Source organism: Neorhizobium sp. PAMB6630 (genome assembly GCF_058242775.1).
The window spans coordinates 954,949-981,828 of the sequence record NZ_JBZAYV010000002.1 but is presented as its reverse complement, the minus strand read 5'-3'; the positions used below and the strand labels follow the sequence as shown (position 1 = coordinate 981,828).

At 61.5% G+C, this 26,880-nt stretch carries 23 protein-coding genes; 13 read left to right on the top strand and 10 right to left on the bottom strand.

All coding sequences use genetic code 11. The annotated features are described in order from the left end of the window. The first annotated feature begins 70 nt into the window (after positions 1-70). From AC4CWF_RS23250 to AC4CWF_RS23215, 8 genes are all read left to right on the top strand, one after another. Positions 71-658 (top strand): ANTAR domain-containing response regulator, encoded by a 588-nt coding sequence (locus tag AC4CWF_RS23250; RefSeq protein WP_491285903.1) that lies wholly within the window; start codon positions 71-73, stop codon positions 656-658. A 32-nt stretch (positions 659-690) separates the two neighbouring features. Next, entirely contained in the window at positions 691-1,959 is a 1,269-nt protein-coding gene (locus AC4CWF_RS23245; RefSeq protein WP_491285902.1) for a CmpA/NrtA family ABC transporter substrate-binding protein, read from the top strand. A 685-nt stretch (positions 1,960-2,644) separates the two neighbouring features. Next, positions 2,645-3,943, top strand: a complete 1,299-nt coding sequence (locus AC4CWF_RS23240) for a CmpA/NrtA family ABC transporter substrate-binding protein (RefSeq protein WP_491285901.1) — start codon at positions 2,645-2,647, stop codon at positions 3,941-3,943. 315 nt (positions 3,944-4,258) lie between these two features. Further along, a complete protein-coding gene (ntrB, locus tag AC4CWF_RS23235; RefSeq protein ID WP_491285900.1) occupies positions 4,259-5,170 on the top strand; it encodes a nitrate ABC transporter permease in 912 nt (303 codons plus the stop codon). Positions 5,171-5,182: 12 nt separating this feature from the next. Beyond that, on the top strand, positions 5,183-5,980 hold the full coding sequence (locus AC4CWF_RS23230) for an ABC transporter ATP-binding protein (protein ID WP_491285899.1): 798 nt from the start codon (positions 5,183-5,185) through the stop codon (positions 5,978-5,980). Between the two features lie 5 nt (positions 5,981-5,985). Then, a complete protein-coding gene (gene nirB / locus AC4CWF_RS23225) occupies positions 5,986-8,433 on the top strand; it encodes a nitrite reductase large subunit NirB (RefSeq protein WP_491285898.1) in 2,448 nt (815 codons plus the stop codon). A gap of 159 nt (positions 8,434-8,592) precedes the next feature. Continuing rightward, positions 8,593-8,925: a nitrite reductase small subunit NirD gene (gene nirD / locus AC4CWF_RS23220; RefSeq protein ID WP_491285897.1), complete on the top strand. Its 333-nt coding sequence runs from the start codon at positions 8,593-8,595 to the stop codon at positions 8,923-8,925. A 213-nt stretch (positions 8,926-9,138) separates the two neighbouring features. Further along, positions 9,139-11,796 (top strand): nitrate reductase, encoded by a 2,658-nt coding sequence (locus AC4CWF_RS23215; RefSeq protein WP_491285896.1) that lies wholly within the window; start codon positions 9,139-9,141, stop codon positions 11,794-11,796. A 267-nt stretch (positions 11,797-12,063) separates the two neighbouring features. Here AC4CWF_RS23215 and AC4CWF_RS23210 read toward each other — a convergent pair whose 3' ends face one another. Further along, complete coding sequence (locus tag AC4CWF_RS23210) at positions 12,064-13,425, bottom strand: amidase (protein WP_491285895.1); 1,362 nt, start codon at positions 13,423-13,425, stop codon at positions 12,064-12,066. A gap of 192 nt (positions 13,426-13,617) precedes the next feature. Then, complete coding sequence (locus AC4CWF_RS23205) at positions 13,618-14,373, bottom strand: IclR family transcriptional regulator (protein ID WP_491285894.1); 756 nt, start codon at positions 14,371-14,373, stop codon at positions 13,618-13,620. A 129-nt stretch (positions 14,374-14,502) separates the two neighbouring features. Between AC4CWF_RS23205 and AC4CWF_RS23200 the strand changes: the two genes are divergently transcribed. The 4 genes from AC4CWF_RS23200 (at position 14,503) to AC4CWF_RS23185 (ending at position 17,537) form a co-directional block, all read left to right on the top strand. Beyond that, a complete protein-coding gene (locus AC4CWF_RS23200) occupies positions 14,503-15,210 on the top strand; it encodes a 3-oxoacid CoA-transferase subunit A (RefSeq protein ID WP_491285893.1) in 708 nt (235 codons plus the stop codon). Further along, positions 15,207-15,893 (top strand): CoA transferase subunit B, encoded by a 687-nt coding sequence (locus tag AC4CWF_RS23195; protein ID WP_491285892.1) that lies wholly within the window; start codon positions 15,207-15,209, stop codon positions 15,891-15,893. The genes AC4CWF_RS23200 and AC4CWF_RS23195 overlap by 4 nt, the downstream gene beginning before the upstream one ends. A 10-nt stretch (positions 15,894-15,903) precedes the next feature. Beyond that, positions 15,904-17,109 (top strand): 3-oxoadipyl-CoA thiolase, encoded by a 1,206-nt coding sequence (pcaF, locus tag AC4CWF_RS23190; RefSeq protein ID WP_491285891.1) that lies wholly within the window; start codon positions 15,904-15,906, stop codon positions 17,107-17,109. Positions 17,110-17,282: 173 nt separating this feature from the next. Then, a complete protein-coding gene (locus tag AC4CWF_RS23185) occupies positions 17,283-17,537 on the top strand; it encodes a hypothetical protein (RefSeq protein WP_491285889.1) in 255 nt (84 codons plus the stop codon). A gap of 878 nt (positions 17,538-18,415) precedes the next feature. Here AC4CWF_RS23185 and AC4CWF_RS23180 read toward each other — a convergent pair. From AC4CWF_RS23180 to AC4CWF_RS23145, 8 genes are all read right to left on the bottom strand, one after another. Continuing rightward, the gene (locus AC4CWF_RS23180; RefSeq protein WP_491285888.1) at positions 18,416-19,114 is read right to left on the bottom strand and encodes a hypothetical protein; all 699 of its coding nucleotides are present in this window, start codon (positions 19,112-19,114) and stop codon (positions 18,416-18,418) included. Continuing rightward, positions 19,111-20,145: a zinc-dependent alcohol dehydrogenase gene (locus AC4CWF_RS23175; RefSeq protein ID WP_491285886.1), complete on the bottom strand. Its 1,035-nt coding sequence runs from the start codon at positions 20,143-20,145 to the stop codon at positions 19,111-19,113. The genes AC4CWF_RS23180 and AC4CWF_RS23175 overlap by 4 nt, the downstream gene beginning before the upstream one ends. A gap of 27 nt (positions 20,146-20,172) precedes the next feature. Further along, positions 20,173-21,015, bottom strand: a complete 843-nt coding sequence (locus tag AC4CWF_RS23170; protein ID WP_491285885.1) for an ABC transporter permease — start codon at positions 21,013-21,015, stop codon at positions 20,173-20,175. Further along, positions 21,008-21,775: an ABC transporter ATP-binding protein gene (locus AC4CWF_RS23165; protein ID WP_491285884.1), complete on the bottom strand. Its 768-nt coding sequence runs from the start codon at positions 21,773-21,775 to the stop codon at positions 21,008-21,010. Before AC4CWF_RS23165 ends, AC4CWF_RS23170 begins: the two co-directional genes overlap by 8 nt. Positions 21,776-21,824: 49 nt before the next feature. Beyond that, positions 21,825-22,847 (bottom strand): ABC transporter substrate-binding protein, encoded by a 1,023-nt coding sequence (locus tag AC4CWF_RS23160; RefSeq protein WP_491285883.1) that lies wholly within the window; start codon positions 22,845-22,847, stop codon positions 21,825-21,827. 134 nt (positions 22,848-22,981) lie between these two features. Then, complete coding sequence (locus AC4CWF_RS23155; protein WP_491285882.1) at positions 22,982-23,935, bottom strand: LysR family transcriptional regulator; 954 nt, start codon at positions 23,933-23,935, stop codon at positions 22,982-22,984. After that, positions 23,925-24,833 (bottom strand): alpha/beta fold hydrolase, encoded by a 909-nt coding sequence (locus AC4CWF_RS23150; protein ID WP_491285881.1) that lies wholly within the window; start codon positions 24,831-24,833, stop codon positions 23,925-23,927. Before AC4CWF_RS23150 ends, AC4CWF_RS23155 begins: the two co-directional genes overlap by 11 nt. 471 nt (positions 24,834-25,304) lie before the next feature. Next, complete coding sequence (locus tag AC4CWF_RS23145; RefSeq protein ID WP_491285880.1) at positions 25,305-26,081, bottom strand: SDR family NAD(P)-dependent oxidoreductase; 777 nt, start codon at positions 26,079-26,081, stop codon at positions 25,305-25,307. A gap of 260 nt (positions 26,082-26,341) precedes the next feature. Here AC4CWF_RS23145 and AC4CWF_RS23140 point away from each other — a divergent pair, with 260 nt between their 5' ends. Beyond that, a complete protein-coding gene (locus AC4CWF_RS23140; protein ID WP_491285879.1) occupies positions 26,342-26,701 on the top strand; it encodes an ArsR/SmtB family transcription factor in 360 nt (119 codons plus the stop codon). Positions 26,702-26,880: the final 179 nt, after the last annotated feature.

The following is a 26,880-nucleotide window of genomic DNA, read 5'->3' as shown; positions in this document are numbered from 1 at the left end:
AGCCACGATAAGCTCGCCCCGACTGCCGATAGCGCTTGCCAAGCATGCTGCGCTGCGGCATCACTTCTTCATGCGAGCCCCTGACCTCACCATTCTTGTGATTGATGAAAATGCCGTGCGCGCGGCGATCATCGAGGAAGGTTTGCGCGAGGCGGGGCATCTGCAGGTCACTGTCGCCCATGAGATGAACGGAATTGCCCGCGTCATCGAAACGCTGGCGCCTGACGTCATCATCATCGATATCGAAAACCCCAATCGCGACATGATGGAGCATCTGTTCCAGCTGACGCGCACGGTCTCGCGGCCGATTGCCATGTTTGTCGATCGCTCCGATACGGCTGCGATCGAGGCGGCGGTGGATGCGGGCGTGTCCGCCTATATCGTCGATGGCCTGCGCAAGGAGCGTGTGAAGCCGATCCTCGATATGGCCGTCAGCCGGTTCAATGCCTTCAGCCGGCTGCAGCGGGAGCTGGCGGAAGCCCGCAGCCAGCTTGGCGAGCGCAAGGTGATCGAGCGCGCCAAGGGCATTTTGATGAAAATGCGCGGCCTCTCGGAAGAAGAAGCGTTCACGCTTTTGCGCCAGACCGCGATGAACGAAAAGAAAAAGCTGGCCGATATCGCCCAGAGCGTGGTGACCGCAGCGGGGTTGCTGCTGTGAGCAAACGATCGGAAGGGGCCGGAGTGAGCGACATGACGACGAAGGCCGAGACCGGGGTGCCCCACAGCCCGGCACAGATTGCCGGACGGGAGCAGCGCGTGCTGCGCGCCGGCTTCATTCCGCTGATGGATGCCTCCATCCTGATTGCCGCCTTCGAGACGGGCCTTGCCGAACGCGAGGGCCTGACGCTTGATCTGGTGCGCGATGTTTCCTGGGCAAACGTGCGCGACCGGCTGGCCTTTCGCCAGTTCGATATCGCCCATATGCTCTCGCCCATGCCGGTTGCCTCCATGCTCGGCCTCGGCTCTAACCCGTCGCCGACGATCACGCCGTTTTCGCTTGGGCGTGGCGGCAATGCGATTACGCTCTCGACACGGCTTTTTGCCCGCATGCAGGCGGTATCAGGGCTTGGCGAACAGGCGTCTGCACTGGAAAACGCCAAGGCGCTCGCCGCAGTTCTCGAGGATATGCGCAAATCCGGCGAACAGCCGCCGACGCTTGGCATGACCTATCCGTTTTCCTCGCACAATTACGAATTTCGTTATTGGCTTGCGGCCGGCGGCATCGATCCGGATCGCGACGTGAAGCTGGTCGTGGTGCCCCCTCCCCTCACCTCCGATGCCCTGGCGGCCGGCGCCATCGACGGGTTTTGCGTCGGCGCGCCATGGAATATGGTGGCGTCAGAGCGCGGCGTCGGGCGCATCGTGGCGGCCAAGCAGGACATATGGCCATCGGCCCCGGAAAAGGTCATCGGCATGCGGCCCGACTGGGCTGAGTTGAATGGCGAGACCGTGTCTCGGCTGATCGTGGCACTGGATGCTGCCGCGCGCTGGTGCGACGATGCGGACAATCACGATACGCTGGCCGACATGCTGGCGGGGCCGCGTTATATTGCTGCGCCGAAGGATATCATCCGCCATGTGCTCGCCGGCGAATTCAGCCTGGATGCCAAGGGCAACCGGCGGCTGATCCCCGATTATTTCCAGTTCCACCGCGAAAACGCCAACCTGCCGCGTCAAAATCAGGCGTTGTGGATTTTCAGCCAGATGATCCGCTGGGGCCAGACGGGATATAGCCAGACCTCCGCTGCAAAAGCGAAAAGCGCTTTCCGCCCGGACCTTTATCGCCATGCGCTGGGGGCAGATGCCATCTCCGTTGAGGACGGAGGTCTTGAGGGCGTCGCTGACAATGATCGCTTCATGGACGGCCATGTTTTCGATCCCTCGCGCATGGAAGAGTATGTGGCGGGCTTTGCGGTGAAAAACGCCAGTGCTGCAGAGGGCGAGCCGCAAGATTTTTGAGGCGGGTTTTTGGGTTTGGATAGGACCGGGCCGTCGCCGCTGAGTTTTGCGGCCGCCCCCTCTGTCCTGCCGGACATCTCCCCCACAAGTGGGGAGATCAGCCGGAAACTGGTTCCCGATCTCCGGACACCACGGAGCTGCCGAACATTTTTCGGTCCGGCATTTGGTATGCAAAAGCGACGGCAAGACGCGTTATGCGCTAAACAATGAGTGCGGCCCTGGCCCCACGTTGATCTCCCCACCTGTGGGGGAGATGCCCGGCAGGGCAGAGGGGGGGCGAGCCGCATACGCTGATCTGCATGGCGTAACCCGACTTTTCATCCCTCCCAACCGCCATCACTGCCCATTTCCCGCGCGGTATATTTTGAGCAATTGCAGCATGTGCCCTCAATTTATGCAGGCCTGACGCGCAGACCGTTCCGAATAAATCAAGCTCTTTCGCCCGAAAGCGTCGCTGTTTCAACCAGATAACACCAGCCTCCCCAAACTGGCACACGCATTGCATAGAAAATACTGATCCGGTCAACGGCGACCGGAGACAAAGAACGCCTAACCCGCGTTCACCAGAGACACCGACGTCGCTTGGTTTTTGCAACTTGTGGGGATTTTCCCCTTGAGACGCATCATACCGGGCGGCGTTTTTTGTTTTTCCGCATGTCCGTCACCAAAAAAAGGGGAACAGCATATGACGAAGACGACAGGTGCAGGCCTTAGCCGCCGCGGAATTTTGAAGACGACTGCGGCTGCCGGATTGATCGGTGCCGTGCGCATGGCCTTTCCTTCCGGCGCCTTTGCCGCAGGGGCCGGCCCGGAAGTGAAGGGTGTCAAGCTCGGCTACATCGCGCTGACCGATGCCGCTCCGCTGATCATCGCGCAGGAAAAGGGCCTGTTTGCCAAGCATGGCCTGCCCGAGGTGGAAGTGCTGAAGCAGGCCTCCTGGGGTGCGACGCGCGACAATCTTGTGCTCGGCGGCGCCGCAAACGGCATCGATGGCGCTCATATCCTGACGCCCATGCCTTACCTCATCTCCACCGGCAAGGTGACGCAGAACAATGTGCCGGTGCCGATGTCGATCATCGCCCGCCTCAACCTCGACAGCCAGGGCATTTCAGTTGCCAAGGAATATGCCGCAACCGGCGTGCAGATGGATGCCGCCAAGCTGAAGGAGGCCTTTGCCGCCAAGAAGGCCGCCGGCAACGAGATCAAGGTTGCGATGACGTTTCCGGGCGGCACGCATGATCTGTGGATCCGCTATTGGCTCGCCGCCGGCGGCATCGATCCGGACAAGGACGTCTCCACCATCGTCGTGCCGCCGCCGCAGATGGTGGCAAACATGAAGGTGGGCAACATGGATGCCTTCTGCGTGGGCGAGCCGTGGAACGAACAACTGGTCAACCAGGGCATCGGCTTTACCGCCTGTACCACCGGGGAATTGTGGAAGGGCCACCCGGAAAAGGCGCTCGGGCTTCGCTCCGACTGGATCGAGAAGAACCCGAATGCCGCGCGTGCGCTGATGATGGCCGTGATGGAAGCCCAGATCTGGGCCGACAGCATGGACAACAAGGAAGAGATGGCCGCGATCCTTGGCAAACGCCAGTGGTTCAACGTGCCGCCGAAGGATGTGGCGGGGCGCCTGAAGGGCACCATCAATTACGGCAATGACCGTTTGGTGGAAAATTCCGGCCTCGAGATGAAGTTCTGGAAGGACCACGCGTCCTATCCCTTCAAGAGCCACGATGCCTGGTTCCTCACGGAAAACATCCGCTGGGGCAAGTTTGCGCCCGACACGGATATCAAGGCGCTGGTCGACAAGGTGAACCGCGAGGACATCTGGCGCGCTGCCGCCAAGGATCTCGGCGTGGCCGCCGCCGATATTCCGGCGACCTCGTCGCGCGGAAAAGAGACCTTCTTCGACGGCAAGGTTTTCGATCCAGAAAACCCGAAAGCCTATCTCGACAGCCTGTCGATCAAGGCAAGCGCCTGAGGGAATTATCGGGCGACAGCAGCCGGGGGCGCCCCTCACCCGGCTGCTGCCCTTGGAAGGAGACCCCCTCTGGCCTGCCGACCATCTCCCCCACAAGGGGGGAGACCCAACGCGGCAGGCGTTCGGTTCCTGCCGTAGAGCGGGCTCCGGGTTAAGCCCTCCCCCCTTGTGGGGAGGGTTTGGGAGGGGATTTTCTTCTCATGCAAATGCCGCTCTCCCCGCCTGCGGGGAGAGTTGGCCAAGGGATGGGGGCAGCCCGACACCACCGCCTGACCTGTAATTGATCCTGATAACACCGCCCACGAGGACCACACCATGACCGCGACAGCCCGCAAGGCCGAGACTGAGATGACGGCGAAGACCATGGCAAAGGCGACGGCCGGCACAAGCGGCACCGTCGTTGCGCTCACCCGGCGCCCGGCGCCGAAACTGAACCTCGCGCCTTTGGCTCTTGCCGTGCTGCGCAATGTCCTGCCGCCGCTGGTGGTGCTGATCGCGCTGCTTGCCATCTGGCAGATTGCCTGTTCCGGCCCAGGCGCCAATCTTCCACCACCCTCGCAGGTGTGGATCGACAGCTACGACCTCATCGCCTCCCCGTTCTTCGACAACGGTCCGCAGGATATCGGCCTTGCCTGGCGCGTGCTGATTTCGCTGGAGCGCGTGGCAATCGGTTTTGGTCTTGCAGCCGTGGCCGGCGTGCTTTTGGGTGCGGTCGTCGGGCAATCCATCTGGGCCATGCGCGGGCTCGACCCCATCTTCCAGGTGCTGCGCACGGTGCCGCCGCTTGCCTGGTTGCCGCTATCGCTTGCCGCCTTCCAGAATTCCAACCCCTCGGCGATCTTCGTGATCTTCATCACCTCGATATGGCCTGTCATCATCAACACCGCCGTCGGCGTGCGCAATATCCCTGACGATTACCGCAACATCGCCCGCGTGCTGCGCCTCAACCCGCTGGAATTTTTTGTCCGCATCATGGTGCCGGCGGCAGCCCCTTACATCTTCACCGGCCTTCGCATCGGCGTTGGCCTGTCCTGGCTTGCCATCGTTGCCGCGGAAATGCTGACCGGCGGCGTCGGCATCGGCTTTTTCATCTGGGATGCGTGGAATTCCTCGCGCCTCACCGACATCATCGTGGCGCTCGCCTATATCGGCGTGACCGGCTTTGTCCTCGACAAACTGGTGGGCCTTGTCGGCTCGATCGTCACCCGTGGCACTGCCAAGAATTAAGGAGACGACCCCATGAGCGCCTACCTGAAAATCGATCACGTCGACAAGAATTTCGAACGCGCCGGCACGAAAACCGAGGTGCTGAAGGATATCTCGCTCACCATCGACAAGGGCGAGTTCGTCTCCATCATCGGTCATTCCGGCTGCGGCAAGTCCACGCTTTTGAACCTGATTGCCGGCCTCACCCGTGTTTCCGCCGGGGCCGTGCTCCTGGATAATATCGAGGTGAATGCCCCCGGCCCGGAGCGCGCCGTGGTGTTCCAGAACCATTCGCTGCTGCCGTGGCTGACCGTTTATGAAAACGTCAATCTCGCCGTCTCCAAGGTGTTTGCCGGCAAGAAGACGCGCGCCGAAAAGCACGACTGGGTGATGCGCAATCTCGATCTCGTGCAAATGGCCCATGCCAAGGACAAGCGTCCGTCGGAAATCTCAGGCGGCATGAAACAGCGCGTCGGCATTGCCCGGGCGCTCGCCATGGAGCCAAAGATCCTGCTGCTCGACGAACCGTTTGGCGCGCTCGATGCGCTGACCCGCGCCCATCTTCAGGATGCCGTGATGGAGATCCACAGCCGGCTCGGAAACACGATGATCATGATCACTCATGACGTGGACGAGGCGGTGCTTCTCTCCGACCGGATCGTGATGATGACCAATGGGCCGGCGGCAAAGATCGGCGAAGTGCTGGATGTGCCGATCCCGCGGGTGCGAGACCGCATCGCGCTTGCCTCCGATCGCACCTACCTCAAATCCCGCGAAGCCGTGCTGAAGTTCCTCTACGAACGTCACCGCTTCGTGGAAGCCGCGGAGTGAGCACCATGACGCAAAATCTCGTTATCATCGGCAATGGCATGGCGCCCGGGCGCATGCTGGAAGAGCTGTTCGAAAAGGCACCCGGCCTTTACGACGTGACGATCTTCAACGCCGAACCGCGCGTCAACTATGACCGCATCATGCTCTCGCCGGTTCTCTCGGGCGAGAAGGCCTATGGTGACATCGTCATCCACGATGACGCGTGGTACGCCGCGCATGGCGTGACGCTGCACAAGGGCGCAAAAGTCACCGGCATCGACCGGCAGGCGAAAACGGTGACCTCCGCCAATGGCACTACGGTTGCCTACGACAAGTTGGTGATTGCCACCGGTTCGCTGCCCTTCATCATCCCGGTGCCCGGTCATCAGCTGCCTGGCGTTCTTGCCTACCGCGATCTCGATGACGTGGAAAAGATGATCGAGATAGCCTCGGCAAAAGGCCGCGCCATCGTCATCGGCGCCGGTCTTCTGGGGTTGGAGGCGGCTTACGGATTGAAGCGGCAGGGCATGGAGGTGACGGTCATTCACCTCAACCCGACGATCATGGAACGCCAGCTCGATCCGCCCGCCGCTTACCTTCTCGAAAAGGCGCTGAACGAGCGCGGCATCGAGATCATCACCAAGGCCAATACCAAGCGGATCCTCGGCACGGAAAAGGTTGAAGGCATCGAGCTGGAAGACGGCCGCGTGATCTTTGGCGACATGGTGGTCATGGCCGTCGGCATCCGCCCGGCTTCAGGTCTTGCCAAGGATGCCGGCCTTGCCGTCAATCGCGGCATCGTGGTGGACGATGGCATGATGACCTCGGATGCCTCGATCTTCGCGCTTGGCGAATGCGCCGAACATCGCGGCATCTGTTACGGGCTGGTGGCTCCGCTTTATGAAAGCGCCCGGGTGCTCGCCGACCGGCTGACCGGCGGCTCGGCCGAATATCAGGGCTCTGTGGTCAACACCAAGCTGAAGGTCACCGGCATCAACCTGTTCTCCGCAGGCGATTTTGCCGAAGCGCCCGACCGCGAGGAAATCGTTCTGCGCGATGCCTCCGCGGGCATCTACAAGCGCCTGGTCCTGAAGGAAAACCGCATCATCGGCGCGGTGCTCTATGGCGAGACGGCGGATGGGTCTTGGTTCTTCGATCTTCTGAAGAAGGGCACCGATATCTCGCAGATGCGCGATACCCTGATTTTCGGCCAGTCCTACCAGGGGGGTGCCCCGCTGGACCCTATGGCGGCCGTTGCAGCCTTGCCGGATGATGCGGAAATCTGCGGCTGCAACGGCGTCTGCAAGGGCAAGATCACATCTGCCATCACCGGCAAGGGCCTGACGACGCTCGACGGCGTGCGCGCCCACACGAAAGCCTCCGCCTCTTGCGGCAATTGCACCGGCCTTGTCGAACAGCTGATGGCGCTGACGCTGGGCGATGCCTATAACCCCGCAACCGTCACGCCTATGTGTACCTGCACCGAGCTTGGCCATGACGACGTCCGCCGGCTGATCAAGGCGAAAACCTTAAAAACCATTCCGGCCGTGATGCAGGAACTGGAGTGGAAAACCTCCTGCGGCTGCGCAAAATGCCGGCCTGCGCTCAACTACTACCTCGTTTGCGACTGGCCGGACGAATATGCCGACGATTACCAGTCGCGCTATATCAATGAGCGTGTCCACGCCAATATCCAGAAGGACGGCACCTATTCCGTCGTGCCGCGTATGTGGGGCGGGGTAACGAATGCCGCCGAACTGCGCGCCATCGCAGACGTGGTCGACAAGTTCGAGATACCGATGGTGAAGGTTACCGGCGGCCAGCGCATCGACCTTCTCGGCATCGAGAAGGAAGACCTGCCGGCGGTCTGGGCCGATCTCGGCAAGGCCGGCTTCATCTCCGGCCAGGCCTATGCCAAGGGTCTGCGCACCGTCAAAACCTGTGTCGGCTCCGACTGGTGCCGGTTCGGTACGCAGGATTCGACCGGCCTTGGCATCCGCATCGAAAGGTTCATGTGGGGCTCATGGACGCCGGCCAAGCTGAAGCTTGCCGTGTCCGGCTGTCCGCGCAACTGCGCCGAAGCCACCTGCAAGGATATCGGCGTGATCTGCGTGGACAGTGGTTTCGAGATCCATTTTGCCGGTGCCGCCGGCCTCGATATCAAGGGCACTGATGTTCTGGGTCTCGTAAAGACCGCGGACGAGGCGCTGGAGCATATCGTGGCGCTGACCCAGATGTACCGCGAGCAGGGGCGTTATCTCGAGCGCATCTACAAATGGGCAAAGCGCATCGGCCACGACGAGATCCGCCGCCAGATCATGGAGGATGGCGAAAAACGCCAGGCCTATTACGACCGCTTCGTGTTTTCCCAGAAATTTGCGCAGGTGGACCCGTGGTCGGAGCGTGTCTCGGGCAAGGACAAACACGAGTTCAAGCCGATGGCGACCGTCGGTTATGGCGAGGCGGCGGAATAGCCAAAGCAACACCCTCTCTGGCCTGCCGGCCATCTCCCCCACGAGGGGGGAGACTCGTTGCAGCACCGCTTCGTTTTCCGCGTGACGGTTCGGCACTGTAAGCCCCTCCCCCGTGTGGGGAGGGGTTGGGGAGGGGACTTCAACCAGGAGAAGCATCGCATGACCTTCATCGACATCGGCCACATCGACGACATCCCCCTTCGCGGCGCGCGTTGCGTGAAAACGCCAGACGGCAAGATCGCCGTTTTCCGTACCGCCGAAAACGAGGTCTTTGCCATCGAGGACCATTGCCCGCACAAGGGCGGACCTCTGTCGCAAGGCATCGTCCACGGCAAGGCCGTCACCTGCCCGCTGCACAACTGGGTGATTTCGCTCGAAACCGGCATGGCGCTGGGGGCTGACGAAGGCGCGGTGAAAACCATTCCCGTGCGCAACGTGGATGGTCGGCTTTCGATTACGCTGGAGCGCCCGTTGATGGTTGCGGCGGAGTGAGGCGGATGCTGGCGAACAAAGCCGCTATTATACGTTCCCGGTTGTGGTCTCGGTGCGCCAGCTTTCTCCGTCATCCTCGGGCTCGTCCCGAGGATCTGCTGCGGCTGCTCGTGTGGAGGCGTTGGCAGATGGTCTGTACAAGCCCGACCATGACGACGCTCGGCTTTTCGCCCCGACCACGGCCAGAGAGCCAACCCTTCAGGAGGATTGCCGATGTCCAGTGAGACAAAAACCACCTGTCCTTATTGTGGCGTCGGCTGTGGGGTGATTGCGCGCGTGGAGGATGATGGCGCCGTCAGCGTGCGCGGTGATCCCGAACATCCGGCCAATTTCGGACGGTTATGCTCAAAAGGCTCGGCGCTTGCCGAAACGATCGGGCTTGAGGGGCGGGCGCTTTATCCGCAGATTTTTGGCGAAAGGGCAAGCTGGGCTGCGGCGCTTGATCTGGTGGCGGAAAAGTTTTCGCAAGCCATTGCGCAGCATGGGCCGGATGCCGTGGCCTTTTATGTCTCCGGGCAATTGCTGACCGAGGATTATTATGTCGCCAACAAGTTGATGAAGGGGTTTATCGGCTCGGCCAATATCGACACCAATTCGCGGCTGTGCATGGCGTCTTCCGTTGCCGGCCACCGACGCGCCTTTGGCACGGATATGGTGCCCGGCACTTACGAAGATCTCGAATTGGCCGATCTGGTCGTGCTGGTGGGCTCCAACATGGCCTGGTGCCATCCCGTGCTTTACCAGCGTCTTGCGGCGGCCAAGGCCAAAAGGCCTGGTCTGAAAGTGGTGGTGATCGATCCGCGCCGCACCGCTACATCCGACATTGCGGACCTGCATCTGTCCATCCGCCCGGATGGCGATGTCGCGCTGTTTAACGGGCTTCTGGGCCATCTTGTCCGCGCGGGCGCCGTAGATGAAAACTATGTCGGCGCCCATACGCAAGGGTTCGCGCAGGCGTTTTCCGCTGCCGATCTTTCCATGGCCGATCTCATCGAGATAACCGGCCTTCCGGCTTTGCAGATCCGACAGTTCATGGATCTGTTTGCGCGCACGCAGAAGGTGGTTACCTGTTACAGTCAGGGCGTCAACCAGTCATCCGTCGGGTCCGACAAGGTGAATGCCATCATCAACTGCCATTTGGCGACGGGCCGCATCGGGCGCCCCGGCATGGGGCCGTTTTCGCTGACCGGCCAGCCGAATGCCATGGGTGGTCGCGAGGTGGGCGGGCTTGCCAATATGCTGGCAGCCCACATGGCGATTGAAAACCCTGAACACCGCGACCGGGTGCAACGGTTCTGGCGCGCACTGAGGATGGCACAGAAACCGGGGCACAAAGCCGTCGATATGTTCGAGGCGGTGGCCGACGGGCGTATCAAGGCTTTGTGGATCATGTCCACCAATCCCGTCGTCTCCATGCCGGATGCCGACCGGGTGAAGGCCGCCATCGCTGCCTGCCCCTTCGTGGTCGTCTCCGACATTGAGCAGAACACTGATACCACCCGCCTTGCCCATGTGCTTTTGCCGGCAACCGGCTGGGGCGAAAAATCCGGCACTGTGACCAATTCCGAACGGCGCATCTCGCGCCAGCGCCCCTTTCTCCCCTCCCCCGGCGAGGCGCGCCCGGACTGGTGGCAGATGGCCGAGGTGGCGCGGCGGATGGGTTTTGTTGAAGCTTTTGCTTACGAAAGCCCGGCCGATATCTTTGCCGAACACGCCGCCCTGTCGGCTTTTGAGAACCACGGCGAGCGGGATTTCGATATCGGTGCTTATGCCGGAATCGATGGCGCCGGCTATGAGGCACTGGTGCCGTTCCAATGGCCGCAGGCGCCCGGCCAGCCCCGCATGGATAGTCGTTTTTTTAAGGACGGTCGCTTTTATCACGGGGATGGCCGGGCCCGCTTCATTGCAACGCCGGTCGTTCTCTCTGAGCGCAAGGGCGGTCAGTTTGCCATGACGTTGAATACCGGCCGTGTGCGCGATCACTGGCACACAATGACCCGGACAGGAAAAAGCGCCCGCCTCTCTGCCCATATCGGCGAGCCCTTCTGTGAAATCCACCCGCTGGATGCCCATGCGCTGAGGCTTGACGACGCAGACCTCGTGGAAATTTGCGCTGCAGGCGGCGCGCGGGTCATTGTGCGGGCACTTCTGTCGGAGCGGCAGAGCCGGGGGTGCGTTTTCGTGCCGATGCACTGGACGGATGAAACGGCCTCTCTTTCCCGCATCAATGTGCTTGTTCCGCCGCTGACGGATCCGGTCTCCGGCCAGCCGGCGTTGAAACAGGGTGCCGTGTCGGTGGCGCGGTATGCGCCGGCGGTCTACGCCTTTGCCGTTTCGCGACACAAGCCGAAAGGGCTTGCCGCAGACTATTGGGCACTTGCCAAGGCAGAGGGCGGTTACCGCGTCGAGCTTGCCTTTGATCAGCCGGTGAAGGATTGGGAGGCGTGGGCACGGCGCAGTTTTGCGATCGGCGCTGATGCCGACCTGACGGGGTATTCCGATCGCCACGGCGGCAGGACGCGGCTTGCCTTCTTTGCGGGGGACCAGCTGATCTGCGCGCTCTTCGTTGCGCCTTCTCCGGTGGCGGTGTCACGCAGCTGGATCGTGTCGCAGCTTGCCGCGCCGCAGCCTGATCCGATGACCCGTCACGCCCTGATTGCAGGCCGCCCCGGCGCGGACCGTCCAGACCCCGGCGCCCTCGTCTGCTCCTGCTTCAACATTGGCGTGAATGAGATTGGCGGCGCGGTCATGTCCGGTTGCCGGTCCGTCGAGGCTATTGGCAAGGCACTCTCTGCCGGCACCAATTGCGGCTCCTGCCGTCCGGAAATCCGACGGATCGTCGACAGCTTCGAGGTACTGGCTGCAGAGTGAATGTGCGGTTTTCGCAGAAAGAGGGAGGTTAAGCGCACAGGCGCGAGGACTTAAATAATGTCCGATAATTTGAGCGCTGGCACACAAATCGCACTTAGAAAGAAGAAAGGCGGTGTGTCCCTCAAGGCATCCGATTTATACCATGGCCATGCGCTGTGGGGAAAGGGAAAACAGCAAAAACGTTGCCCTTCCCCTTCCTCGTCAGCCGCTCCTCCAACCGCCGATCTTTCGTCGGTGCGGTTGGGATGGCCCTCCCCTCCCCGCCTGCTAACCGTGCACCGATGCCAGAACGGCCTCGATGGCAAGGCCAACGGAGAGGATGTGGCGGTCCTGCATTTCAGTGCCAGCCACCATCAGTCCAACGGGAGCTTCGTTTTCGGCATGGCAGGGGATGGAAAGCCCGCAGCCATCCAGGAAGTTGAAGAAGGTGGAGTTGCGCAGGATGAGGCCGTTGGCGGCAAAGAACACGGCATCGTCTGCCACGAGCGGCGCAATCTCCGGCGCGATAACCGGAACGGTCGGCAGGATCACGGCATCATATCCGCGGACCCGGTCGGCAACGCCTGCCTTCCATGCTGTGCGGGCAGCCAGTGCATCGAGGTAATCGGCGGCACTGAGGTCGCGACCGCGCAGGATGCGCGCCTTGACGCGCGGGTCATAGGTCTCGCCGGCCTCCTCCAGAAGTTCACGGTGCCAGTGCCAGGCTTCCGGCGCTACCAGTCCGCCGCGTGCATAAATGCCGGCAAGCGCATTAAATTCCGGGATCTCGATTTCGGTGATGACGGCGCCGGCGGACGAGAGCGCGGACAGCGTCCGCTGGAATGCAGCGGCAACCGTGCTGTCCATGTCGTCCAGAACGACGGTTTTCGGCACGGCAAGCCGAAGGCCGCGGATCGGGGCGGCGTCCGGCACGCTCTCGCCACTTGCGGAAATGATGGCGTCGATGATGGCGCAGCAGGTGACGCTTGCGGCCAGCGGGCCGATGGAATCCAGCGAGGTTGAAAGCGGCACGACGCCCTCTGCCGAAACGCGGCGGGCCGTCGGCTTGAAGCCGGTGAGGCCGCAGAGCGCCGAAGGAATGCGGATCGAGCCGCCGGTATCGGTGCCGATGGCTGCCACCGCCATGCCATCGGTTACCGAGACGGCAGCACCGGAGGACGAGCCGCCGGGCACGCGACCGGTTGCCCGGTCATACGGGTTTTTCGGGGTGCCGTAATGGGGATTGATGCCGATGCCGGAAAAGGCAAATTCGCTCATGTTCGTTGTGCCGGTGATGACGGCGCCGGCGGCGATGAGGCGGGAGACAACCGGCGCATCGGCTGTGGCGGGAGGCTTGCCCTTCAGCGCCACGGAGCCGGCAAGCGTGGTTTCGCCTTTAAGGTCGAACAGATCCTTCATCGAGATCGGCACGCCTTCCAACGGCGAGCGGCGAAAGCCGGCTGCGCGCGTGGCATCCGATGCGGCTGCAAGTTTTAAGGCGCGCTGATCGTTGCGGCGAATGAAGACGCGGGCGCCCTCGCCGGCGGAATCGTCGATGCGCGCCAAGGCTTCCTCGGCAAGGGTAACGGCGGTTTTTGTGCCGGCATCAAGTGCTGCGGCTGCGGTATGGATCGTCAAAAGTCTGGTCATGAAACATCCAAGCGAAACGAGAAATGGAACCGCGGGATGCTCGGATTTTTTCAGGCGACATGCAAGTCCGCTGCGGCGGAATGCGAGCGTGTGAACAGGCAAATGTTTTCCGTTAAGGTCTGCCCCGTCATGCGGGTTGACAGCTGTCAACGGCTTTGAGGTTGGGCTTGCGGGGCCTGGTCGGTGCGTGGTTCAGGGCAGCAACGGGCGCAGCTGCTGCGCGATCAATTTGAGCGGCGGCAGGTATTGTTGCGCCATCAGCTCCGGTGTGATCTGGGCGGCTGGCGCGCCGATGTTGAGGGCGGCGACCACTTTTCCGCGCGCATTTGAAAGTGGAACGGCGATGGAGCGAAGGCCAAGTTCCAGCTCCTGGTCGATCAAGGCATAACCCTGCGTTCGCACGATTGCCAGTTCCTGCATCAGTTGAGTGGGGTCGGTGCGGGTGAAGGGCGTATGCTGCGGGCGCTCGCAGGATTCGATGAGAAGGCGGGCGTCATCTTCGCCAAGAGCTGCCAGCAGGACGCGGCCCATGGAGGCGCAATAGGCGGGAAGGCGGCTGCCGGGCATCAGGTTGATGGACATGACGCGGCGCTGCGAGGCGCGGGCGATGTAAACCACTTCCGAGCCGTCAAGCACGCTTGCCGAGGCACTTTGTCCAACTTCTTCCGACAGGCGGTCGAGGAAGGGCTGGATGATGTGCGGGAGCGGCGTGATGGAAAGGTAGGCGTGTCCCAGGCGTAGGATACGTGGGGTCAGGACGAAGAATTTGCCGTCGTAATCGGCATAGCCAAGTTCCGCGAGGGTCAGCAAGCAGCGGCGGGCGGTGGCCCGGTCAAGTCCGGTAAGGCGTGCGACATCGGCGATGGAGAGGCGTGCACTTGCCTCACCGAAGGCTTCGATGACGCGGAGCCCCTTGGCAAAGCCCCCGATGAAATCCGTTTCCCGCATATGCCCCTCCATTTCCGTGGATATTGTGCGCTATATGAACAAAAGTCAAATAACGCACAAAAAAGTTGACGGCTGGCAACTGCGAGGCGCTAACTGCGCCATCTTGATATGTCAGGGAGAGAGACTGAAATGGACAAGACCATCGGAAGCACGGCAGACGCCGTCTCCGGCATATTCGACGGCGCAACGGTGATGATCGGCGGCTTCGGCGGTTCCGGCGCCCCCATTGAACTCATTCATGCGCTGATCGACAAGGGGCCGAAAAACCTCGCCGTCATCAACAACAATGCCGGCAATGGTCGTATCGGCATTGCCGCCATGATCGATGCGGGGCTGGTGAAAAAAATGATCTGCTCGTTCCCGCGCTCATCCGATCCGCGCGCCTTTACCGACCGGTATCTCGCCGGCGAGATCGAGCTGGAACTGGTGCCGCAGGGCACGCTTGCCGAACGCATCCGCGCCGGCGGCGCCGGTATTCCGGCATTTTACACGCCGACCGCCTTCGGTACGGAACTTGCCAATGGCAAGGTGATCGCCGAATTCGACGGCCGTTCCTACGTGCAGGAGCGCTGGCTGAAAGCAGACTTCGCCATCGTGAAGGCAGAGCTTGGCGACACCCACGGCAACCTCACCTACAACAAGGCCGGCCGCAATTTTAATCCGCTGATGTGCATGGCGGCCAAGACCACCATTGCCCAGGTGACCAAAATCCTGCCCCCCGGCGGCATTGATCCGGAAGCGGTGATCACCCCTGGTATTTTCGTCAACGGCGTCGTGGAAGTCGCCGATCCGCAGCAGGAAGAAGTGCTCATCCGGGCAGGAGTGGCCTACGCATGACCGACACACGCGAAGACATCAAACTGTCTAACGCCCAGATTGCCTGGCGGGCCGCGCAGGATATCGAAGACGGTGCCTATGTGAACCTTGGCATCGGTTTTCCCGAAATGGTGGCGCGCTACCAGCCACCGGGCCGGGAAGCGATCTTTCACACGGAAAACGGCATCCTGAATTTCGGTGAACCGCCACCGGAGGGTGAGGAAGACTGGAACCTGATCAATGCCGGCAAGAAGGCGGTGACGCTGAAGCCCGGCGCCTCGTTCTTCCACCATGCCGACAGCTTTGCCATGGTGCGCGGCGGCCATCTGGATGTCGCCATTCTTGGCGCCTATCAGGTGGCTGAAAATGGCGATCTCGCCAACTGGCGCGTCGGCTCCAAGGGCGTGCCGGCCGTCGGCGGCGCGATGGATCTGGTGCATGGCGCAAAACAGGTTTTCGTCATTACCGAACATGTGACGAAGGATGGCAAGCCGAAGCTTGTGGAGGCCTGCACCTTTCCGCTGACCGGTGTCGGCTGCATCACGCGGGTCTATACCAGCCACGCCGTCATCGATATCAGGAATAAACAGTTTGTCGTGCGCGAAAAGCTTGGGCCCATGACCATGGAGGAGTTGCAGGCCATGACGGGCGCGCCGCTTCATACCGATGGCCCGGTTGCCGATCTTGTCGTGCCGGCCCTTTGAGGAGATCAGAATGACTGACGCTTTTATCTGCGATTACATCCGCACGCCGATCGGCCGTTTCGGCGGCGCACTGTCTTCCGTGCGCGCCGATGATCTGGGCGCGGTGCCGTTGAAGGCGCTGATGGCGCGCAACACGTCTGTCGATTGGGAAGCTGTCGATGATGTGATCTATGGCTGCGCCAACCAGGCGGGCGAGGACAATCGCAATGTGGCGCGCATGTCGCTGCTGCTCGCCGGCCTGCCGGTCTCCGTTACCGGCACCACGATCAACCGGCTTTGCGGTTCGGGCATGGATGCCGTCATTGCTGCCGCCCGCGCCATCAGGGCGGGGGAAGCGGAGTTGATGATTGCCGGCGGCGTGGAAAGCATGAGCCGGGCGCCCTTCGTGATGCCGAAGGCGGAGACCGCCTTTTCGCGTGCAGCTGAAATCCATGACACCACGATCGGCTGGCGCTTCATCAATCCGCTGATGAAAAAGCAGTATGGCGTGGATTCGATGCCCGAGACCGGCGAGAATGTTGCCGCCGATTTCAATGTGAGCCGTGAGGACCAGGATACCTTTGCGGTCAGCAGCCAGAACAAGGCGTCGGCGGCACAGGCAAACGGTCGTCTCGCAAAGGAAATCGTTTCCCTAACGATCCCGCAGCGCAAGGGCGATCCGATCGTGGTGGACAAGGACGAACATCCGCGCGCAACCACCATCGAGACGCTGGCCAAGCTCGGCACGCCGTTTCGGAAAGAAGGGGGCACGGTCACGGCCGGCAATGCATCGGGTGTCAACGACGGGGCGGCAGCGCTTATCATCGCGTCGGCGGCGGCGGCCAAGAAGTATGGCCTGACGCCGATTGCCCGTATTGTCGGTGGTGCGACGGCCGGTGTGCCGCCGCGCATCATGGGCATCGGTCCGGCCCCGGCCAGCCAAAAGCTGCTCGACCGGCTAGGTCTCACACAGGACCAGCTGGATGTGATTGAGCTGAACGAGGCCTTTGCCAGCCAGGGTCTGGCAACCCTTCGTCAGCTTGGCATTGCCGATGACGACGCCCGCGTCAACCGCAACGGCGGCGCCATCGCCCTTGGTCATCCGCTCGGCATGTCGGGCGCCCGCATCACCGGCACGGCAGCGCTGGAACTTCTGGAAACCGGCGGACGCTATTCGCTGTCGACCATGTGCATTGGCGTCGGGCAGGGCATTGCCGTGGTGCTGGAACGGGCTTGAACCCGTTCAATCCGGCAGAGTGAAGTAAGGCCCGATGGAGCGATCCGTCGGGCTTTTTCGATCAGGCCCGTCTCTCGGGTCAAAGGTCGTGATAACCAACGACCTTTATCCATGCCCCGACCTCTGGTACATTGGTGCATGCACCGAGGGCTGAATCGGGATTGAACGCGAACATGCTGAAGACAGATACCCGGCAGGCCAATTGGCGACGTGCCAACCCCGGCAAATATGAAGCACATCTTGCTGTGCAGCGTGCCGTCAAGGCCGGCGAACTCGACAAGGAGAGTTGTGAGGTTTGCGGCATCGAGGCGGTTGATGCGCATCACGATCAATACGACGAACCATTGAAAGTGCGCTGGCTGTGCCGTCGCCATCATACAAGGTTGCATCACTACGGCGAGGACATGTTTCCCGTGAGAGGGTCTTGATATCAGGACTTGAGCGCTGGGTTGAGCCTGCGCCTTTGGACAAGTTTATCCTCACACGGGTCTGTGGCGCTTATGCCTGCGGGCTATCTCTTCAGGCGCTTGAACCCGTTGCGCCGGGATAGACGTTCAATGAATTCTGCGGACGTGTCTTGTCGATACGGTGAGGACGTCTTGGTCCACTTCCGGTGTCGTTGCAGGAAGAGGGGAGGGGCCTCAGTTCGGACTTGCAGAGGCAATTTGCCAATGCGCCGCAGTCCCCGCACCTTGCGCGTGGGCCATGGCAGGGCGAACATCTGCGGCATAACGGGAGCGGGCGGCCTCGCGCATGGAAATGCTCGGTCGATTTTCGCCCCACGCAGACCTCCCGTCCGGACATGGTGCTGAACGGCGGAGCCAAGCGACCACTCATAGCGAGGAGCATCTTCCTCGCCGGCGAGAAAAACCTCTGACGGCGTTATATCGGACATTTCACAGAGAAGACAGGGCGTGCGGTTATTGCGCGATATTCGACCATAACTGCACGAAAGGCATAGGAGCCTCGCCAGGATTGTCTCGCCAGCGCCGCTGTTTCGGTCTCTCTGCTGCCTGCCCAAGCGCCGGATCTTCTGCTGCGTGTGCCGGCTTGACCGCCCGGAGAACGGCCCGCCTGAACTGCCTTTATAGTATTTGCCTATTGGAGGGCTTAGTTCGAGACGAACGCGCGCTGGTTCAGGTCCTGTTGATCAGGCTCGCGTAGCCATTGCCCATCTTCAAACGGGTTGCGCAGGATGCCTTTTAAGAACGATCCTTGCCGGTGGCCTCGTGCCGGAAAGATGAAGTTCAAAGTCAGCAACCGGACGGACGGCGTGACGGACCTTCACGGGCAAGGCGATCACCGATCACCTCGCAGCATCTCGCCTGCTTCTTGCGGAATGAAATTCGTCGCCACGATAACTGATCAGGAGATCGAAGATATCGCTGCGCAGGCAGGCGCGCGGCGAAAGCTGCCCGGTCAGCTGCGCGGTTAAAGCGTCATGCGAGGCGCAAAGGGTCTTGCTGGATCCGCTCTCGAGCAGGAGGACCACATTGACGGCATCCGGATCTGTTGTCTGCTCCTGGGTAAAGACCTCATATGCCTGGTTCGGCTCGGCTACCGCGATCCTGAAGCCGAGGATCCGAGCTTCGGTGATCATCTGCTGCAAGGCGCGTTTCACATCAGGCAGTGCCTGTGCGGCGGTGTCTCGTGCAACGGAATAGGCCTGCACCAGTGCCGCACCGCCAATGCCATATCCAGAGCAGGCTGCGGTTTCACCGGGAATTCTCAGCACATTCGAAAAGTACGGACGCATCTTCAGCGACCAGGGCGTCGGGTTGCGAACGAGGTCGAGATAGGCCGGATGCTCTATCGTGCGCATGTCCTGCATTTCATAATAGGTGAAATAGGACTGGGAATTGTTGCACGACACATAACGGCGAGCAGACAGCATGCCAGGCGTGGTCAACCGTTCCGGCACGTGCTCGAATGTGTGCCATGCCTCGTATTCCTCAGCCATGGCGGCGGGATAGTCGTTCCAGAGGGACAGGAAGGCGCCGCTCATCGATGCGCTTCCATATGAAGCATCACTTTTGACGCGGTCCGGTCTTTTGCTGCCTGAAGGCCGGACAGAACGTCTGCAAGGGGAAGGGCGTGTGAAACCAGCTTCGACATCAGTTTCTGGTTGGCATCCAGAAAGGCAATCACGCCGTCCCAGTCCTTGGCAGGTGCCCGGTAGGAGCCACGGATCTGCTGGTGCATCCGCACGATCCGGGTCAGATCGATTTCGGCGGCACGCGGATGGATGCCAACAATGGTGAAGATGCCGCGTTTTTTCAGAAACGGCAAAGTGGCTCCCACAAGGGCTGGCACGCCAGCGGCCTCGATAATCGCATCGAAGGGGCCAAATTCCGCAAGTGCCTCTTCCATCGGCCGGTGCTGTGTATCGATGAGGTGCTCGAAGCCGATGGCGCGCAACGCGTCAAGTCTGGGCGCATCATTGCGTCCGAGGACAACCACGTGCGCGCCTCTGGCTCTCGCAAGCACCGCAATTCCCTGGCCGATGAAGCCTGGCCCGATGATGAGCACGGTCTGGCCGGCCGCGATTTCCGATGTTGCCACCGCTTCGGCGCAAACGGTCATCGGTTCCGTCAGGGCCGCGATGTCCATGGCAAGACTGTCCGGCAACCGGTGGCAATTGCTGTAGGGAACGCAGACGAGCGAGGTGAATGCGCCGTTGCGACCGATGCCGACACCTTTGCGTGCCGTGCAATTGTCCTCGTCGTTTCTCCGGCAGGCATCGCAGGTGCCGCAGGTCGTGGACGGGCGTGCGGTGACCCGGGCACCGATGGCTTCGAGCGGCACTTTGGGGCCCACATGCTCGATCGTGCCGGAAAACTCGTGTCCCAGAGTAACCGGCATTGCCGGTTCCATTGCCTCGTAACCCGGCGTCCACTCGGCGATATGCAGGTCCGTTCCGCAGATGCCGGCGCAGTGCACGCGGATCATCACCTCTCCTTCGGCCGGCGCATCCGGTTCGGCGATCGTGTTTAATTGCACGCCGCTGCCGGGGCGTACCTTTTGCAAGGCAAGCATGTCGGAATGTCTCCTGTGAATGCGGCTTTATCCGCGCCAGCTCAGAAAATGGCGCTCGATCCGGCCGATGATGAAGTTCACGATGAGGCCCATGGTGGACAGGATGGTGACACCGGCAAACAGCTTCTCGAGATCGTAGAGCGAGCCTGCTTCGAGAATATAGGATCCAATACCGTATTGGGCGCCGAGCATTTCGGCCGCAACCAGCAGGATGATGGCAATGGCGATCGAGACCCGCAGGCCGGAAAGGATGGCCGGAAACGCACCCGGAAGCACGATCTTGCGCACGATTGACCACCAGTTCAGCCCAAAACTCTGCCCCATCCGGATCAGCGTGCGATCGACATTGTCGACGGCGCCATAGGTGGCAACAACGGTCGGCGTAAACGTGCCGAACGCGATCAAGGCATATTTGGAGGTTTCATCGATGCCGAACCAGATGACGAAGAGCGGCAGGAGAGCAATCTTGGGAATGGGAAACAGCGCCGCCACCAGGGGGACGAGGCCGGCGCGGACATAGCTGAAGAGGCCGATCATGACGCCCGCGGCGATCCCGACGGTGATCCCCATGAAGGCGCCGACGAACAGACGCTGCAGCGAAGGCAGAAGGTGTTTCCACAGAAGGCCGGTCTGCCAGAGCTGCACGAAGGTCTCAAATACTGCGGAAGGCCGAGGCAGCGTCAGGTTCGAGATGAACCCGCTGCGGGTGCCGATTTCGGCAAGCGCGATCAGGATAACGAAGACGGCGATGCCCATGCCCTTGACCGGGATCGGGGCAAATCCGCCTCCGCGGAAGGTCACGGCGCGAACGGGAATGGTGTCGGCACTGCTTGTGGGGGCCGCGGCCGCAAATGTAGGGGCATCAGACATCGACCAGCTCCTTGTCGGCGGCCATCGCCTCTTCGCGCATCAGATCCCAGAGATGCTTCTGCTTTTCTTCCAGCACCGGGTCGCCCAGATGGCGGTCGCACAAGGGGATGTCGATATCGACGATTTCCCGGATGCGGCCGGGCCGGCGCGACAGCACGACAACCCGGTGGCCAAGCCTGACGGCTTCGTTGAGATTATGGGTCACGTAGACCGACGTGAACGGCTGGCGGGTCCAGAGCGCAATCAGGTCGTCCATCAGCAGTTCGCGGGTCTGGCTGTCGAGGGCAGAGAGCGGCTCGTCCATCAGCATCACCGCGGGGCGCACAGCCAGCGCCCGGCTGATCGCCACGCGCTGGCGCATGCCGCCGGACAATTGTTTGGGCAGTGCCATTCGAAATTCGGACAGGCGGGTTCTGTCGAGCACATCGGTGACGATGTCGTCCATCTCGCGGCGGCTGAGGCCGTGGTCTTCGAGCACCAGCTTGATATTGCCCTCGACAGTGCGCCAGGGGAGGAGGGCGAAGTGCTGGAAGACATAGGTCAGCGGGTTGAGCGAGCCTTGCGGCGGATTGCCGACCTGCAGGACCTCGCCCGACCGTGGCCGTTCCAGCCCGCCGAGGAAGCGCAGCAGGGTCGACTTGCCACAGCCGGAGGGGCCGATCAGACAGACGATCTGTCCCTGCGGGATGTCGAGCGAGATGTCCTTCAGGACCTCGACTGCCCCATAGGAATGGCTGATGTTGTTGAGCTTCAGATGCATGGGTCCTCCAGGCGAAGGCCATGAAGGCCTCCGCGGTATAGCAGGCCGATCAGATGGTCTTGACGTAGGACGTGTCGAAGAGCTGTGCCTGCGTGACGGCATCCTTCACCATGCCTTCGGACTTGAACCATTCGAGCTGCTCGACGCAGCTGCCGAGCGACAAGGCGAGCCCTTCGTTGATGCGCATGGCACCCTCGACCAGGTTTTGCTTGGCCAGTTCGAACGGGCTGTCGCTCTCGACATATTTGTGGACGATCTTGGCGAGATCATCGCGCTCGGCATCGCTCGCCTTGTTGTCAATGAAGGCCGCGTTGTAGTCGGCGATCGCCTTCGAATAGGCTTTGACGAAGGCCGCCGTCATGTCGCGCTCGTTGGCGGCATTTTTGCTTGATGTAAACGCGGTCGTCACCTGATAGTCGGGCGCATAATCGGATACGAGACCGATCTGCTTGGCCGCACCTTCGCGGATCATCTTCTTGGCAACGTTCGGCTGAATGGCCCAGGCGTCGATCTGTCCCGTGGTAAGAGCGCCGACGATGGCGCCGAGCTTCTGCAGCGGGCGAAGCTGGATGTCGGACAGCTTGATATTGTTGGCAAGCGCGATCTTGTGCGCCATGAAATGGAACGAAGAGCCGGCGGTGGTGATGCCGAAACTTTTCCCCGAAAGCTTTGACGGGTCGGTCAGGCCAGCCTCATAGGCCTTGTTCGATGCCAGGATGATGGCGCCGGTCACGCCCTTCTGCTCGGTCAGAGCGCCGCCGATCACCTTGATCGCATCCTTCTGCGCAAGGCTGATGAGACCGCCGCTCATGGCGGTGACGCCAAAATCGGCATCGCCGGATGCGATGGCCACGGCCATGGGCTGGGCGGCCTCGAAGAATTTCAGGTCGATATCAAGACCTGCTTGTTTGTAGTAGCCACGCTCATACGCGATGAAACTTGGCGCATGGCTGGCAAGATGAAGCACGGCTAGATTACGGGTTGCAGCGCGTGCAGGCAGGCCGAAGGCCGCAGCGCCACTCGCCACACCAATGCCAAACAGTGCCTGACGGCGGCTCAAGAAAACGGTCATGTCAATTCTCCTCCCAAAGCGGGGCGCCCTGGACGCCACCTGGCCTCATTGCCATCGACGGGTACCGAAGACAACGAATAATGAGTATGTCTCCCATGCCTTTGCGGCATGGCTGTGGGCGCTGGATATCCTTTTCACGGGGACAGAAGCGGCAGATCCTGCAGCCTGCGGGTCAGGATTTCGATCAGTTTTCGCAGGTTGGCGGAATGCGGCCTGCGCCGGTTCCACAGCACAGCAATCGAAAACTGCGGGGCGTTCTCGATGGGACGAACGACGAGATTGCTGCCGACGGGGCCAAGCGTCGTGACATAGTCCACCAGCACGATGCCCATTGCTTCGTTTGCCAGCGCCAGCGCCGTATCCGAAAACCTGGCCACGGCGCGGGTGTTCATCGTCAGATTTTCCCTGCTGAGAAAACGGTCGACCACGGTCTGGTGCGCGCCACCTTGCGCAAAGGCGATGAAATCGGCATTGGCAAGATCGGCAGCGCGAATGATCCGATGGCTGGCAAGGGGATGGCCCTTGGGAATGACGGCGACCATGTCGACGCGCCCGACATGCTCCACGGCGATCAGCGGATGTTCCGGCGAGACGATGGTGACAACCGCCTCACCCCGGCCGGTGATCAGGTATTCCTCGATTTGATCGACCGGCAAGACATCGAAAAACAGTTCGATGCCGGGCACTTCCACGGACAGCGTGCGCAATGCCTGGGGAACCAGAGCGCGCGCCACGCTCGCCGTCGAGCCTGCCCGGAACACGGCGGTTTCACCGCGGGCGATGCGCCCAATCTGCGTGCCGACACCGACGAGTTGGCGGATCAGCGGATCGATCTCCGAAAAGATCTCGAGCGCCTCCGAGGTTGGCACCAGGCCGTTGCGATCCCGCGTAAAAAGCGCGATGCCCAGCAGGTCCTCGATGCGTCGGATGGTGCGGCTCAAGGCCGGCTGCGACACATTGAGAACTTTTGAGGCGCCGGTGATCGAGCGGGCCTGCATCACCGCGTGGAAAACCTCCATCTGGCGCAGACTGAGCAGTCCGTCGTCCAGACTGGGTGCCCGTCGCTCCTTGGCCGTTTTATCCGACATCGGCAATCTTCCCCAGAAATGGAACCAGGGCCTCGAGAACCTCTTCCGGTGCTGTTTCAGCAAGCAGGTGGCCACCGCCAATTCCCTTGCCTTCCACCGTGTCTGCCCAGTCCGCCCAGATATCCAGTGGCTCGCGGCCACCGCCGTAAAGCCGTCCCAGTTCCCAGAGCAGCAGGACGGGCACCTTTATTGTGCGTCCGGCCGCACGATCGGCGCGATCGTCGGTGTCATCGATCGTGGCGGCGGCTCGGTAGTCTTCGCACATGGCGTGGCGAACGTCCGGCCGGCCAAACGCAAGCCGATAGTCCTCAAGCGCAAGCGGGTCGAGCAGTGTAAGGTCACTCGCCATCTTGCCAAGGGTAAGGTCGATCAGCAGGCGCGGATCGGCGGCCATCAGCGTCTCGGGCAGCGGCGCGGGCTGGGCCATCATGAACCAGTGCCATGCGCCCATGCCGAAGGCCTTGCTGGCGCCCTCCCACATGTTCGGCGTTGGAACGACGGTGACCGAGACGAGTGCCGCCACCGATTGCGGATGGTCGAAAGCCATCCGGTAGGCAACGCGGCCACCCCGATCATGGCCCATCACGACGAAGCGTTCGTGGCCGAGGGACAGCATCATCTGGTGCAGGTTCTTGCCCATGCGGCGCTTGGAGCCTGGGTCTTGCACGTCTGCGCGCATGCGGCTGTCGCCGTAGCCGGGCAGGTCGGGCACGACCACCGTATGGGAGGCTGCAAGCACCGGAGCGATCCGATGCCAGGCCGAACGGGTTTGCGGATAACCGTGCAGCAGCAGGACGGCGGGACCGGAGCCTGCCGAAAGGACAGCCAGATCGGCATCCGCCGTTTCGACGCGCCTGTCCTCAAAGCCTGGAAACAGATCGTTCGCGCGTCTCTCCATTGTCGGTCCTTCCTGTTTTGATACGGGCGCCCGCAATGTCGCAAAGCGCGCCGATGAGACTGTCGATACTCTTTTGTCGCGGTCGAAGATGCCAGCCATGGACTTGGGGCCAGCATGTAGGCGCTGTTTTCGATCGGGATCGCCTTCAGCCCATGCGCTTGGCCATCACGAAGGCAAGAGCGGCCTCGACGACATGACATAAACTGCGGTGTTACACGTCACGCCGCAGCGCCGATAGGTCTTGTTGATGAAGAGTGCGTGTGTCTTGGTTGCGCCATGCAACGCCGCACCGCTCGCCGCCGAGGACGCGGCCAAGGGCCTATCTGGCTGGGGCCCGAATGCTCCGGGCGCGGCCTTCGGGTTGAGCGAGCCGTCGAAATTTGGCACGCGCGACCAGCATGCTGCCGACCGAAGCGAGCACGAAGATCGCAACGAGGATCACTAGAAGCACCCTGGAGGCGGCGGTAAAGATCAGATCCAGCCGGCATCCACAATGAACTGTTGGCTCGTGCACATGCTGCTGTCATCGGCTGCAAGAAAGAGCGCCATGCGCGCAATATCCTGCGGCTGCACCTTTTCCCGCAGGCACTGGCGATCGCGGATCTGGCGCTCGCCGGCGTCGTCGAGCCAGAGTTGTTTTTGCCGCTCCGTCATCACCCAGCCCGGCACAAGTGCGTTGACCCGGATGCGCTCCGGCCCCAACTCGCGCGCCAGGGCGCGTGTCATGCCCCAGACGCCAGCCTTTGCTGTCACATAGGCGGGGCAATCGGCATCGCCGACCATGACGGTGATCGAACTGAAATTGATGATGGAGCCACCGCCTGCCTCGCGCATCATCGGGCGCACGGCCTGTGCGGCAAAGAACTGGTGCTTGAGGTTGACACCCATCCGGTCGTCCCAATAGGCGGGGGTCACGTCTTCGCTCCGGTGCCGATCATCATTGCCTGCATTGTTGAGCAGGACCGTGACAGGCCCGTGTTCTTGTGCCGCCCGGTCGATCGCCTGGCGAAGCGCATCGATATCCTTCAGATCGCACGGCAGGAAAAGCGGCGCACTGTGACCGCAGCCAGCGATCTCCTCGACCAGCGCCTTCGAGGCTGCTTGCGCAATGTCGACGAAAGCGACACGGCAGGCCTGATCGCAAAAATGCCGCACGAGACTGGCCCCGATGCCACTGCCGCCCCCCGTAATGAAAACGCTGCGGTTCTTCAGGCTGGGATATGTGGCGAAACTGGACTGCGGCAACATGAGGGATCGGCTCCGGGGAAATGGTGAGGCGAGAGGGTCCTAGCATAAACTCGTCTAGGTGCGGCGGGTTGTCGATCGCAGCGGCTTCGGCGCAGGTGTTCGCCGTGAGCGGTCCTGCACGTGAAGGGACAAATCAATGCGACCGCTAAATGCCCCCGGATCTTCATAGAGAGACAATAGCTAACTTTGATGGCGGAGCCGCGCAGGGCGCGATTAAACAAGCATCTTGACTTGTTCCATATTTCCAGTAATCTGGATATATGGAACAAGAACAGGCAATTCTCGCTCTTGCAGCACTCGCGCAACCAACCCGCCTTGAGACGTTTCGGCTGCTTGTGAAACACGCGCCGGAAGGGCTGCCGGCAGGGGATATCGCGCGCGCGCTGCTGGTGCCGCAAAATACCATGTCGGCGCATCTGAACATTCTGTCGCGGGCAGGGCTTGTGTCCTCGCAACGGCACAGCAGGGTCATCATGTATCGCGCCGAGATTGAGCAGCTTCGTGACATGATGCTGTTTCTTTTGAAAGACTGTTGCGGTGGCTCGGCGGAACTGTGTGCCCCGCTCATCGCCGAACTTACGCCTTGCTGTATCCCGAGCCCGCCGGAGCGTCCGGCATGAGCGGGTGTGGAATAGACCACGTGGACGGGAGCGGTCTCGGGGGATGATGTTCGACGACAAACAGACGGCCGGCTTTGCGGGTCTGAGCCATGCATGCGCGACAAGATTCTGGGAGCGGTGCTCGCGCGCCCGCAAATGTCCGCTCTCTGCCCACCATCGGCAACCATGATGAAACATAT

What these genes read in the sequence shown, in the direction of transcription:
- AC4CWF_RS23250 (WP_491285903.1), top strand. Translation starts at nt 71, where the DNA reads ATGCGAGCCCCTGACCTCACCATTCTTGTGATTGATGAAAATGCCGTG.
- AC4CWF_RS23200 (WP_491285893.1), top strand. Translation starts at nt 14,503, where the DNA reads ATGGACAAGACCATCGGAAGCACGGCAGACGCCGTCTCCGGCATATTC.
- AC4CWF_RS23245 (WP_491285902.1), top strand. Translation starts at nt 691, where the DNA reads ATGACGACGAAGGCCGAGACCGGGGTGCCCCACAGCCCGGCACAGATT.
- AC4CWF_RS23160 (WP_491285883.1), bottom strand. Translation starts at nt 22,847, where the DNA reads ATGACCGTTTTCTTGAGCCGCCGTCAGGCACTGTTTGGCATTGGTGTG.
- pcaF (WP_491285891.1), top strand. Translation starts at nt 15,904, where the DNA reads ATGACTGACGCTTTTATCTGCGATTACATCCGCACGCCGATCGGCCGT.
- ntrB (WP_491285900.1), top strand. Translation starts at nt 4,259, where the DNA reads ATGACCGCGACAGCCCGCAAGGCCGAGACTGAGATGACGGCGAAGACC.
- AC4CWF_RS23205 (WP_491285894.1), bottom strand. Translation starts at nt 14,373, where the DNA reads ATGCGGGAAACGGATTTCATCGGGGGCTTTGCCAAGGGGCTCCGCGTC.
- nirD (WP_491285897.1), top strand. Translation starts at nt 8,593, where the DNA reads ATGACCTTCATCGACATCGGCCACATCGACGACATCCCCCTTCGCGGC.
- AC4CWF_RS23165 (WP_491285884.1), bottom strand. Translation starts at nt 21,775, where the DNA reads ATGCATCTGAAGCTCAACAACATCAGCCATTCCTATGGGGCAGTCGAG.
- AC4CWF_RS23145 (WP_491285880.1), bottom strand. Translation starts at nt 26,081, where the DNA reads ATGTTGCCGCAGTCCAGTTTCGCCACATATCCCAGCCTGAAGAACCGC.
- AC4CWF_RS23185 (WP_491285889.1), top strand. Translation starts at nt 17,283, where the DNA reads ATGCTGAAGACAGATACCCGGCAGGCCAATTGGCGACGTGCCAACCCC.
- AC4CWF_RS23215 (WP_491285896.1), top strand. Translation starts at nt 9,139, where the DNA reads ATGTCCAGTGAGACAAAAACCACCTGTCCTTATTGTGGCGTCGGCTGT.
- AC4CWF_RS23155 (WP_491285882.1), bottom strand. Translation starts at nt 23,935, where the DNA reads ATGTCGGATAAAACGGCCAAGGAGCGACGGGCACCCAGTCTGGACGAC.
- AC4CWF_RS23195 (WP_491285892.1), top strand. Translation starts at nt 15,207, where the DNA reads ATGACCGACACACGCGAAGACATCAAACTGTCTAACGCCCAGATTGCC.
- AC4CWF_RS23150 (WP_491285881.1), bottom strand. Translation starts at nt 24,833, where the DNA reads ATGGAGAGACGCGCGAACGATCTGTTTCCAGGCTTTGAGGACAGGCGC.
- AC4CWF_RS23210 (WP_491285895.1), bottom strand. Translation starts at nt 13,425, where the DNA reads ATGACCAGACTTTTGACGATCCATACCGCAGCCGCAGCACTTGATGCC.
- nirB (WP_491285898.1), top strand. Translation starts at nt 5,986, where the DNA reads ATGACGCAAAATCTCGTTATCATCGGCAATGGCATGGCGCCCGGGCGC.
- AC4CWF_RS23170 (WP_491285885.1), bottom strand. Translation starts at nt 21,015, where the DNA reads ATGTCTGATGCCCCTACATTTGCGGCCGCGGCCCCCACAAGCAGTGCC.
- AC4CWF_RS23140 (WP_491285879.1), top strand. Translation starts at nt 26,342, where the DNA reads ATGGAACAAGAACAGGCAATTCTCGCTCTTGCAGCACTCGCGCAACCA.
- AC4CWF_RS23175 (WP_491285886.1), bottom strand. Translation starts at nt 20,145, where the DNA reads ATGCTTGCCTTGCAAAAGGTACGCCCCGGCAGCGGCGTGCAATTAAAC.
- AC4CWF_RS23240 (WP_491285901.1), top strand. Translation starts at nt 2,645, where the DNA reads ATGACGAAGACGACAGGTGCAGGCCTTAGCCGCCGCGGAATTTTGAAG.
- AC4CWF_RS23230 (WP_491285899.1), top strand. Translation starts at nt 5,183, where the DNA reads ATGAGCGCCTACCTGAAAATCGATCACGTCGACAAGAATTTCGAACGC.
- AC4CWF_RS23180 (WP_491285888.1), bottom strand. Translation starts at nt 19,114, where the DNA reads ATGAGCGGCGCCTTCCTGTCCCTCTGGAACGACTATCCCGCCGCCATG.